Genomic DNA, 10774 nt, shown 5'->3' with positions numbered 1-10774 from the left:
CCGTTGCTCGGTTGCCTCCCGGCTGCGACGTCGCGCAAGCCGGTCAAGGCGGATCCGGACAAACCCCTGGGCCGTTCCAACTCGCGTAAGAGACGACCGTGAGTAGCGAAAGGACGTTCAGCCAAGGGGTCGCCCATGTCCCGGACGAAGTCGAACCAGCCGCCATGGCCGGAAGCGCGAGGATCGAAGCCGTTGCGGAAGACTTCGACGGCCGTGGGCCGGATGCCGTTCCGGTCCCGGAAGTCGATGTAGAAGGCTTCGAGCTCCGCCGCGCCTTCTTTCGGGCGGAGAAGATTCCGCAGGATGTCGATGACCTCGAGCTCATAAGTGATCTCGCAGCCCTTCGGCATCTGGAACTCACCGACCTGAAGCGCCTCCAGCTTGGTCGAGATCGAGCGATCCCCTGCGCCGGCCTGCAGAAGGGTCGCGACCTTGGTCAGAAAGCTGCGGTGGTTGCCGATATAGTCGATCACCTGCAGCACCTTGCCTTCGACGCGGCGCAAGCCACGGCCAAGCTGCTGCAGCCAGATGATCGCGCTTTCGGTGGGGCGCAGCATTAGGACGGTGCCGATCTCGGGCACGTCCACGCCTTCGTTGAACATGTCGACCGCGAAGAGGATGTCGATCTCGCTGCGACCAAGCGCTGCCAGGGAACTTGCTCGAGGTGCGGAGCTTTGGCCCGAATGGACGGCGACAGCCTTTAGCCCGGTGGCGCGGAAATACTCCGCCATGTAATCGGCGTGACGCATGGAACAGCAAAAGCCGATCGCGGGGCCGCTTGCGCGTTTGCGGTATTGGTCCAGCGCGTTCAGCGCCCGCGCCTCGGTGGCAAGTGCTGCGTCCAGCTCAGTCGGATCGAACTGGCCGGAGCGCCAGGGGATCTGCGCGTAATCCACATCGTCGGGCACGCCGAAGTAGTGAAACGGCGCAAGGTGACCCGAGTCGATCCCGCGAAAGAGGCCGCATTCATAGACAAGGTTTTCGCCACACAAGCCAAGCAGATCGGCGCCATCGGTCCGATCGGGCGTCGCGGTCAGGCCCAGCAGGAAGCCGGGTGTAAAATGCTCGATCAGCTTCTGATAGGTGCGGGCGGCGGCGTGGTGGAATTCATCGACCACGATGTAATCGAAATGATCCCGGTCGAACTGGCGCAGATGCCCAACGCGGCCCAAAGTTTGGACCGAGGCGAACAAAATTTCCGAGTCGGCTTCTTTGTCGGTGCCCGTGTAACGGCCCAGCTTGGCTTCAGGCCGAACCCTGCGAAACGCTGCCATGGCTTGGGTCAGGATTTCGTCGCGATGGGCGACGAAGAGGATCCGACCCGCCCTGGCACGGATCGTGTCAAAGGCGGCCAGCCAGGTCTTGCCGAGGCCGGTGGCCAGCACGACAAGCCCGGCGCGGTGGCCGTTGGATCGGCTCTGCGCGAGCGCTGCCAAAGCCTCCTGCTGGATCATGTGCGGCTCAGGTGGCGGGCCTTCATCGGCCACGACGCGGGCGGTGAACTCGGGCATCGGCCTGGCCCTGCGGCGTTTCGCATAGGCATCGATCCAGGCGGCCGTCAGGGGCTTCACCTCGGGGCGTGCCAGAAGGTCATCGAACGCGGCTGCCACGCTGTCCGCTGCATCCTCGGAATGCAGGTTCCATTCCACGCCATCGGTCAGCGCCGATTGTGACAGGTTCGAGCTACCGACAATCGCCGCCCCGCGCGCATCGGCGGCCCGGAACAGCGAGGCCTTGGGATGAAAGCTCAAGCCGCCGGTCTCGAACACGAACAGCTCCGCGCCTTCCAGGTCCAGAAGGCGCGCCAACGCAGTTGGATCGGTCGTATCCAGATAGTCGCCCACCACGATCCTGAGCCGTCCGCCGCGCGCCAGCAGCTCTCGAAACCAGGGCTCAAGCAGGGCCACGCCGCTGTCCATGGCGAAGGCAATTGCCAGGTCGACAGACCGCGCCGTGTCCAGCCGTTCGGCGAGCAAGGGCAGGAGCGGATCGCGGCCGCCGGTTGTCAGACGTGTGCCGTTCGCCTCCCGCAGGTGGAAATGGCCGTGATCGGATGCGGCAACGAAACCAGCCGTGCCGCGACCGAGTGCGGCGCCCACTTCGGCCAACATCGCCATCTGTTCCGGTCCGGTCAGGTCATCCCACGCGGGCACATGCCGAGGGGCGGTGATCAATCCGGCCTCACGGTGCATGCAGATCGGGCAGGTGAGGCGTGGGTCAGTCACACTCGTCCAAGTTTGATCTTTTCTTCTGAGACCATTGGTAAGGATCGCCGTTGGGATGTCCAGGCGTCAGGACAATGCGGTGCCTGCTGGAGCTGCTATTTCCGGCCCTAATCCCCTTCGGAAAAGTGGGACACAAATCCGAAAAAATCCAATAAACATGGTGAAAGAAAAAAGTCCCACCGCCCTGTAACATATTATAATAAAACCAACAGGTTACACCGCCCCTGGGCACCATTTCTTGCCTTTACCGAATTCGCTGCGCTTCTCGGATCGCTTGCGCGGAAAGCCGCAGACGGGCTTGTCGTGCCACGGCAATCGCTACGCCCCACACAGGGTTCCAGATGTGGCCGTCTTCACCCCATCACGTTTGCGCTTTTACGCCAAAATATGCGGGAAATATCTGCGAACAGCGCCTTTTGGGTCTAGCGCATCGCATCTAGACGACCTTTACGGTCAAATCATCCAACCCCTCGATGCGCACCACCATTGTGTCGCCTTTTTCGACCGGACCGACACCGGATGGCGTGCCTGACATGATCACGTCACCTGCCGCGAGGGCAAAGTAGTCGGACAGATAGGAAATCATTTCCGGGACTTTCCAGATCATCTGGTTCAGATCACCAGTCTGGCGGACCTCACCATTGACGGCCAATGCGATTGTGCCGTGGTCCAGATGACCGACATCCGCAACTGGCTGTAATGGACCTACAGGCGCAGAGCGTTCAAAGGCTTTGCCAATTTCCCAAGGGCGCCCCATCTTTTTGGCAATGCCCTGCAGATCGCGCCGCGTCATATCAAGCGCGGGAGCATAGCCCCACACATGCCCCAGCGCGTCTTCAACGGCGATATTGGTACCGCCTGATTTGAGCGCGACCAACAACTCGACCTCGTGATGTACGTCATTCGTTTGGCTTGGATAAGGGAACGTGCCGCTCGCATCCAGATTGTCAGGATTCTTCTGAAAAAAGAAAGGCGGATCCCGATCAGGATCATGGCCCATCTCAACAGCATGGGCTGCATAGTTGCGACCGATGCAATAGATGCGCCGGACAGGAAAGGCCCCTCCCCCTGCGACAGGAATGGTGACAACGGGTGGGCATGGGATAACAAAGTCAGTCACTGATTGCTCCAGTATGATCGCAGGTACGCCCAGTGATAGACCTGCGCATATTGGAACTCAATCCCGCCCCCTTTTCCATGCTGTTGCAAGCAAACACAGAATTGCCGACATTGCGCTGCGTCTGACAACCGTTGCAAAATGCGCTGGTCAGCCCAGACAACTGCCAAACACGTGGCTTGTGGGACTAGTTGAATGACAAGCGCGACAGGGCTTTATCCTTGGTCAAAGACCTGCGAGATTGCGCAGGTATAGGCGCAAAGGGGAGGCTTCACGATGAAATGGGCACGTGGAAAAACTGGCGACGGCACGGAACTGACAGGCGTCATCGTGGATGACATGTTGCACCCGCGGGCGGCGCTCGGATCAGATCAGGTCGCAGGCGACCCGATCCTGCTGGCCGATGTCAGTTTGCTGGCGCCGGTAGCACCCGGCAAATTCATCGGGCTTTGGAACAACTTCAAAGCGGCCGCCGAGAAGGGCGGGATGGAACACCCCGCGCATCCTTTGTATTTCTTCAAGGCAGATACGTCACTGACCGGTCCGGACAGCAGAGTCGTTTTGCCGACTTCCGCAGGCCGCGTCCTGTTCGAGGGGGAACTCGGGATCGTGATCGGCAAGACGTGCAAAGACATCCCCATCGAAGACGCCGAAGACGCGATTTTGGGCTATACCTGCATCAATGACTTTACCTCGCTCGACATTCTGAACGCCGATCCGTCATTTCCGCAGTGGACCCGCGCCAAGAGCTTTGACGGGTTCGGCGTGGTTGGCCCCGTGATCGAGACCGAGGTCGACTGGCGCGACTTGACAATCAAAGTGCTTGTCGATGGCCGCGAGCGGCAGTCCTATCCGGCCGCCGATATGATCCTGCCGCCTGCGCAGATTGTCAGTGCCTTGTCACAGGATATGACGCTCAACCCCGGTGATGTGATTGCCTGCGGCACCTCGATCGGTGCGCGCCCCGTCAAACCCGGCATGGTCGTCGAAGTCGTGATCGAAGGGATCGGCACCGTCGGTGTGACCACCAGCGCGCCACCGGAATAAAGGCATCTTCGCCCCGCCGAGGATGCCAGCGCGTGACAGTAGGGTCAGGGCAACGCGCATGTGGTCGCGGCCTTTGCCGTGGCTGCCTGCGGTGTTCTGCATGGTCGCGGCGCATGTTGGGCCAAAAGATAGCAGATGGGGGCAAAATGGCGATGGCGATAGCGATCAGGTATTCGGTGTCTTTTCCTACATTTTTAGGAGTGGTGATACAGGCTGGGTGGCCGTGTTTATTTGCAAAAGCAGCACCTTGAATGTAGCTTTTGGGAGCGACACAGGATGCACCATGAAATTGACCCGTTATCCCACCTATGCGCTGTGCGCGATACAGCTTGCGGCTTTGAAAGCGCCTGGCCTTATGGGCGTTGATGACGTTGGTAAAATTCACGGGTTCGCAGCTCCGCATATCACGAAAATTCTGTATGCGTTGGGCAAAATCAGTTCTCTGATAACCCGTTGTGGACGCGGCGGCTTTGCTCTGTCCCGTCCGCCAGAAGAAATTATTGGCGGCGATATGATGCGGATTACCGCAGGCCTGCAGGAATTCCCCAGAACCGTGGCGGCAGCCCGATGACCGAAACACAGGAATGGGTCGAACGGTTCCCCGGGCTCTCGCGGCTGGAACCCCATATCAAGCAACTTTTGCTGTCGCGTAGTGCCATCATCGAAGTGCCCGGTGGGGTCACGCTCTTTGGGCCCGGAAACTCGCCCGAGAATATGCTGTTCTTGTTGGACGGGACCGTCAGGGTCCAGCAGGTATCGGATACGGGGCATGAAATTGTGCTCTATCGCATCCATGCCGGCGAAAGTTGCGTTCTGACAACCGCCTGCCTGCTGGCTTATGAGAACTATGCGGCCGAAGGGATATCGGAAACTGCCGTGCAAGCCGCTGCGGTTCCGCGCGAAGTCTTCGATGATCTTGTGGCCCAGTCCAAATCGTTTCGGGATTTTGTTTTCGCGGCATTTTCCAAACGCATTACAGACCTGTTTTTGATGATCGACGAAGTTGCCTTTCAGCGGATCGACGTCCGGCTTGCAGACAAATTGCTCAAACTCTGTGACGGGCAGGATGTCGTCGCAACAACCCACCAGAAGCTTTCGGTCGAATTGGGGACGGCGCGCGAAGTCATCTCGCGCCAGCTTCAAGAATTCCAGCGCCGCGGCTGGATCGAGCAGGCGCGCGGCAGCGTGACGATCCTTGATCGCGCGCACCTCGAAAGACTGGCCGACCATCATGCGTAAATGATTTTCGGACTTTGTGACAATATCACCGAAGTTTCCGCCGCTAGGCTCTATGAGGAATGTATCTTTCATAGGAGACAGCAAAATGACTACGAATATTGGCACAATCGACCGTATTTTCCGCCTCGTGCTTGGCATCGTCCTGCTTTTCGCACCGTTCGTCAGTGGCATGGCGATGTTTCAGTCCAGCACTGCAACCATCATTTCCGTCATTGTGGGTCTTGTAATGCTGGGCACCTCGACACTGAAGTTCTGCCCGCTTTACCGCATCTTTGGCATCCAGACCTGCAAGATCTGATTGCGCCACGTGGGCGGCGGCAAGACCCGCGATGAATTCATCAAGTTCCGCACCGCACGTGATGCGCAGCTGGCCATGCCAAAGCTGATCATCCCGTCGCTGCAAGTGAACATGCGCGCCGGAGAAATCCCCGCTGATAAAGACGGCAATCCGATGCTGAAAGTACCGATCAACGCCCTTTGATCAGAAAGAGTTGTTATGGATATCAAGCCACTGACCGCCGGTCTCTGTGTTAGCCCACAGATTTTGCCCGACGATATGCAAGCCATCAAAGACGCGGGTTTTCGCGCCATTATCTGCAACCGCCCCGACGGCGAAGGCGCCGATCAGCCGACGTTCGAAGAGATTGCGGCTGCGGCCAAGAAAGCGGGCCTCGAGGCGACCTATCTGCCGATCGTCGCCGGCAAGGTGACGGACGAAGACGCAAGCGCATTCGGCAAGGCGCTGACCGAATTGCCCGGCCCGGTGCTGGCCTATTGTCGCACCGGCACGCGCTCGGCGACCCTGTGGTCGCTTGCGCAGGCAGGCCAGCGCAGCCTTGCTGATATCCTCGCGGCGACCAAGGCCGCAGGCTATGACATGGCGGGCGTCGTGCGCCGGATCGTCAACGGGGGCAAGACGCCCACCGACACTGGCGACGCCAGTTACGAAGTCGTCATCGTCGGTGCGGGCGCCGGTGGTATTGCGGCGGCGGCCAGCCTGAAAGCGCGCAAACCCGGCCTTGAAATCGCGATCATTGATCCGGCCGATATCCATTATTACCAGCCTGGCTGGACCATGGTGGGCGGTGGCGTGTTCGACGCTGAAGAGACCGCGCGCACAATGGCGTCGTTGATCCCCAAGGGCGTACACTGGATCAAATCGGCCGTTGCCGCGTTTGAGCCGCAGAACAATGCCGTGATCCTCGACGGGTGTCGTGTTGTGAAATACACCCGCCTGATCGTCTGCCCCGGTATCAAACTGGATTGGAACAAGATCGAAGGTCTGGTTCAGACGCTAGGCCAGAATGGGGTGACGTCAAATTACCGCTATGATCTTGCGCCTTATACGTGGGAACTGGTGAACGGCATGAAAGAGGGCCATGCGATTTTCACCCAGCCCCCCATGCCCATCAAATGCGCCGGTGCGCCGCAAAAGGCGATGTATCTGTCAGGGGATGCGTGGCTTCGGCGCGGCGTGCTGAAGAACATTGATATCCAGTTCAACAACGCAGGCGGTGTGCTTTTCGGTGTCAAGGAATACGTCCCTGCCCTGATGGACTACGTCAAGAAATACAACGCGCATCTGAATTTCTTCCATAACCTTGTTGCGGTCGACGGTCCTGCCAAAAAGGCATGGTTCGATGTGGCCAAGCCCGACACGCCGGTGGAACGGGTCGAGATGGAGTTTGACATGATGCATGTCTGCCCGCCACAGACCGCACCCGATTTCATCCGCGTCTCGCCGCTTGCCGACGCGGCGGGCTGGGTTGATGTCGATCAATCCACTTTGCGCCACAAGACCTATGATAATATCTGGGCCTTGGGTGATGTCATGAACGCACCCAACGCCAAGACAATGGCCGCGGCACGTATTCAAGCCCCTGTTGTGGTCGAAAATATGGTGGCTGACATGGCGGGGAGATCTCCGGTGGCGCAATATAACGGCTACGGGTCCTGCCCGCTGACGGTCGAGCGCGGCAAGATCGTTCTGGCCGAGTTCGGTTATGGCGGGACACTGTTGCCCAGCTTCCCCAAAGCGGTCATTGACGGCACAAAGCCATCCCGTGCGGCATGGTTCCTGAAAGAAAAACTGCTGCCGCCGATCTATTGGAAAGGCATGCTCAAGGGCCGCGAATGGATGGCAAAGCCTGAAAAAGTGACCGTGAAATAGACAACAAAGACCCTCGCACCATCCGATGCGGGGACACTCGAACTGCCAGAGAAGACCATGAAAACCGATATGACGCGCTACCTGCCCATCCTGACATGGGGTCGGACGTATAACCGCACTGCCCTGTCCAACGATCTAGTTGCCGCGTTGATCGTGACAATCATGCTGATCCCGCAATCGCTGGCTTATGCGTTGCTTGCGGGGCTGCCGGCCGAGGCCGGCCTTTATGCGTCGATCGTGCCGATCATGCTTTATGCGGTCTTTGGCACCAGCCGTGCGCTGGCGGTCGGACCTGTGGCCGTTGTGTCCCTGATGACGGCTGCAGCACTCAGCAATATCGTTGAACAAGGCACGATGGGCTATGCTGTTGCGGCCTTGTCGCTTGCCGCACTTTCAGGTGCGATCCTTTTGGCGATGGGTCTGTTCCGCCTTGGTTTCATCGCGAATTTCCTGTCCCACCCGGTGATTGCGGGCTTTATCACCGCATCAGGCATCATCATCGCGGCCAGCCAGCTCAAGCATATCCTCGGGATCAATGCCGAAGGTCATAACCTTCTGGAACTGGTCGTCTCGCTTGTCACGCATCTGGGCGAGACCAACTGGATCACTGCGATCATCGGCATCCTTGCTACAGGATTCTTGTTCTGGGTGCGCAAGGGTCTGAAACCCTTGCTCAAGCGGTTTGGCCTGTCAGACAGTCTGACCGGTGTTTTTGTGAAAACCGGCCCTGTGGTTGTTGTTGTCGCAACAACGGCCGCCGTTTGGGGCCTTGGGCTCGCGGACAAAGGTGTCAGCATCGTGGGTGAGGTTCCGCAGAGCCTGCCACCGCTGACGTTGCCGTCATTCTCGCCGGACCTGCTGTGGCAGCTTTTGCTGCCGGCCTTTCTGATCTCGATCATCGGCTTTGTGGAATCGATTTCCGTCGCACAGACCCTTGCCGCAAAGAAACGCCAGCGTATTGATCCAGATCAGGAATTGATCGGTCTTGGTGCGGCCAATATCGGTGCGTCGCTGACAGGTGGTTTTCCGGTCACGGGCGGATTTTCACGCTCTGTCGTGAACTTTGATGCAGGTGCCGAAACCCCCGCTGCCGGTGCCTTTACCGCGATTGGTCTGGCCATCGCCGCGCTTGCCCTGACGCCACTGATCTATTTCCTGCCCAAGGCGACCTTGGCTGCGACAATCATTGTGGCCGTGCTCAGTCTGGTGGATTTCTCGATCCTCAAACGCAGCTGGAACTACTCCAAGGCGGATTTTGCCGCCGTTCTTGCAACCATCCTGCTGACCCTTGTTCTGGGTGTCGAGGCAGGTGTCTCCGCGGGCGTCGGGCTGTCGATCCTGCTGCATCTTTATAAATCCTCCAAACCGCATATCGCGGAGGTCGGTCAGGTGCCCGGCACCGAGCACTTCCGCAATATCCTGCGCCATGACGTGATCACCGACCCGTCCATCGTCACCCTGCGCGTGGATGAGAGCCTCTATTTCGCCAACGCCCGCTACCTTGAGGACAAGATCCAGAGCCGCGTTGCGAAAGACAAAGATATTCGTCATGTGATCCTGCAATGTGCAGCAATCAACGAAATTGATCTCAGCGCGCTTGAATCACTGGAAGCCATCAACGAAAGGCTGAGGGAGATGGATGTGAAGTTGCATCTGTCCGAGGTCAAAGGCCCCGTGATGGACCGTTTGAAGCGGGAACACTTCCTGTCGGAAATGACCGGTCAGGTGTTCTTGTCCCAGTTTGAAGCCACCAAGGCCCTGCGTCCGGCATTGACCACCTGATCAACCTGATCCATCCGGCACGGACCGCGCGGCGGGTCAAACCCGTTACCTGAGGCGCGTCCGTGCAAGTCAGACAAGGGTGTTCAAGGCATAACCGTCAAGCTAGGCTCCCCCTATTGAGGCGTGTCAGGAACTGAAAGAGCGGCAATATCATGGGCTTGTTCGAGCGATATCTTTCCATCTGGATCGGGTTGGCGATGGTTGCGGGCATTGCGCTTGGCAGTGTCGCACCCGGCCTCGTCAATCTTGTTGCGGCGGCCGAGTTTGCCAGCGTCAACCTTGTCGTTGCCGTTCTGATCTGGGCCATGGTCTATCCGATGATGGTGGGTGTTGATCCGGCCAGTCTGAAAGATGTGCTCAAGCAGCCCAAGGGCCTTGCCATCACGCTGGTGGTCAACTGGCTGATCAAACCGTTTTCAATGGCCGCCTTGGGCGTGCTCTTTTTCGAGGTTGTCTTTGCCGATCTCATCGCACCGGAAGATGCGCAGCAATATCTGGCGGGTTTGATCCTGCTGGGTGCCGCGCCCTGCACGGCGATGGTTTTTGTCTGGTCGCAACTGACCAAGGGCGACGAGAGCTACACGCTCTTGCAGGTCTCGGTCAACGATGTGGTGATGGTCTTTGCCTTCGCGCCAATCGTGGCTTTCCTGCTGGGTGTCACGGACATCATCGTGCCGTGGGAAACGCTTGTATTGTCGGTTGTCCTGTTTGTCGCGCTGCCGCTGGCCGCGGGCCTTCTCACACGGGCGCGGCTCGGTTCTGCGGCACGGATCGCGGCGTTTCAGGCACGCATCAAACCGTGGTCTGTAATCGGGTTGGTCGTGACCGTTGTGATCCTTTTCGGTCTGCAGGGGCAGGTCATCCTTGACCGCCCGCAGGTGATTGCCCTGATCGCGGTCCCGATCCTGCTGCAATCCTATGGCATTTTCGCGCTGGCCTATGCGGCGGCCTTTGCCTTGCGGGTGCCACACCGCGTTGCGGCGCCATGCGCATTAATTGGCACGTCGAACTTTTTTGAACTGGCCGTAGCAGTAGCGATCAGCCTGTTCGGGCTCAACTCCGGTGCGGCTTTGGCGACCGTGGTTGGGGTTCTGGTCGAAGTGCCTGTGATGCTGTCGCTGGTGGCCTTTGCGAACAGGACGCGCGGCAGGTTCAGCGACAGATCGGCATAGCGAAGGACACGATAGGCGGATT

The 10774-nt window shown here is 58.8% G+C and carries 9 protein-coding genes and 1 pseudogene; 8 read left to right on the top strand and 2 right to left on the bottom strand.

What is annotated here, in order from left to right; genetic code table 11:
- A partial coding sequence (locus VGP75_RS03015) for a DEAD/DEAH box helicase family protein (protein WP_327542241.1) occupies window positions 1-2174 on the bottom strand: 2174 nt, incomplete at its 3' end.
- 487 nt (window positions 2175-2661) lie between these two features.
- A complete protein-coding gene (locus tag VGP75_RS03010) occupies window positions 2662-3345 on the bottom strand; it encodes a fumarylacetoacetate hydrolase family protein (protein WP_414727762.1) in 684 nt (227 codons plus the stop codon).
- A gap of 273 nt (window positions 3346-3618) precedes the next feature.
- Here VGP75_RS03010 and VGP75_RS03005 point away from each other — a divergent pair, with 273 nt between their 5' ends.
- From VGP75_RS03005 to arsB, 8 genes and pseudogenes are all read left to right on the top strand, one after another.
- On the top strand, window positions 3619-4389 hold the full coding sequence (locus VGP75_RS03005) for a fumarylacetoacetate hydrolase family protein (protein WP_327542240.1): 771 nt from the start codon (window positions 3619-3621) through the stop codon (window positions 4387-4389).
- Window positions 4390-4447: 58 nt separating this feature from the next.
- A complete protein-coding gene (locus VGP75_RS03000) occupies window positions 4448-4960 on the top strand; it encodes a hypothetical protein (protein WP_327542239.1) in 513 nt (170 codons plus the stop codon).
- The gene (locus VGP75_RS02995; protein WP_327542238.1) at window positions 4957-5628 is read left to right on the top strand and encodes a Crp/Fnr family transcriptional regulator; all 672 of its coding nucleotides are present in this window, start codon (window positions 4957-4959) and stop codon (window positions 5626-5628) included. The genes VGP75_RS03000 and VGP75_RS02995 overlap by 4 nt, the downstream gene beginning before the upstream one ends.
- Before the next feature lie 85 nt (window positions 5629-5713).
- Window positions 5714-5926, top strand: coding sequence for a YgaP family membrane protein (locus tag VGP75_RS02990; protein WP_327542237.1), 213 nt, complete (start codon window positions 5714-5716; stop codon window positions 5924-5926).
- Between the two features lie 6 nt (window positions 5927-5932).
- Window positions 5933-6109: pseudogene (locus VGP75_RS02985) on the top strand (MBL fold metallo-hydrolase); the annotation flags it as partial.
- Between the two features lie 15 nt (window positions 6110-6124).
- Window positions 6125-7798, top strand: a complete 1674-nt coding sequence (locus VGP75_RS02980; RefSeq protein ID WP_327542236.1) for a bifunctional protein tyrosine phosphatase family protein/NAD(P)/FAD-dependent oxidoreductase — start codon at window positions 6125-6127, stop codon at window positions 7796-7798.
- 57 nt (window positions 7799-7855) lie between these two features.
- The gene (gene sulP / locus VGP75_RS02975; RefSeq protein WP_327542235.1) at window positions 7856-9580 is read left to right on the top strand and encodes a SulP family inorganic anion transporter; all 1725 of its coding nucleotides are present in this window, start codon (window positions 7856-7858) and stop codon (window positions 9578-9580) included.
- 152 nt (window positions 9581-9732) lie between these two features.
- The gene (arsB, locus tag VGP75_RS02970) at window positions 9733-10752 is read left to right on the top strand and encodes an ACR3 family arsenite efflux transporter (RefSeq protein ID WP_327542234.1); all 1020 of its coding nucleotides are present in this window, start codon (window positions 9733-9735) and stop codon (window positions 10750-10752) included.
- Window positions 10753-10774: the final 22 nt, after the last annotated feature.

The sequence above is a fragment of the Yoonia sp. genome, assembly GCF_036007805.1.
Taxonomy (GTDB): Bacteria; Pseudomonadota; Alphaproteobacteria; order Rhodobacterales; family Rhodobacteraceae; genus Yoonia.
Note: the sequence above shows the minus strand (reverse complement) of the source record. Positions and strands in the feature narration are given on the sequence as shown.

Coding starts and splice junctions, on each gene's coding strand:
- VGP75_RS02995 (WP_327542238.1), top strand. CDS start 4,957: ATGACCGAAACACAGGAATGGGTCGAACGGTTCCCCGGGCTCTCGCGG.
- sulP (WP_327542235.1), top strand. CDS start 7,856: ATGAAAACCGATATGACGCGCTACCTGCCCATCCTGACATGGGGTCGG.
- VGP75_RS03000 (WP_327542239.1), top strand. CDS start 4,448: ATGTGGTCGCGGCCTTTGCCGTGGCTGCCTGCGGTGTTCTGCATGGTC.
- VGP75_RS03005 (WP_327542240.1), top strand. CDS start 3,619: ATGAAATGGGCACGTGGAAAAACTGGCGACGGCACGGAACTGACAGGC.
- arsB (WP_327542234.1), top strand. CDS start 9,733: ATGGGCTTGTTCGAGCGATATCTTTCCATCTGGATCGGGTTGGCGATG.
- VGP75_RS02980 (WP_327542236.1), top strand. CDS start 6,125: ATGGATATCAAGCCACTGACCGCCGGTCTCTGTGTTAGCCCACAGATT.
- VGP75_RS02990 (WP_327542237.1), top strand. CDS start 5,714: ATGACTACGAATATTGGCACAATCGACCGTATTTTCCGCCTCGTGCTT.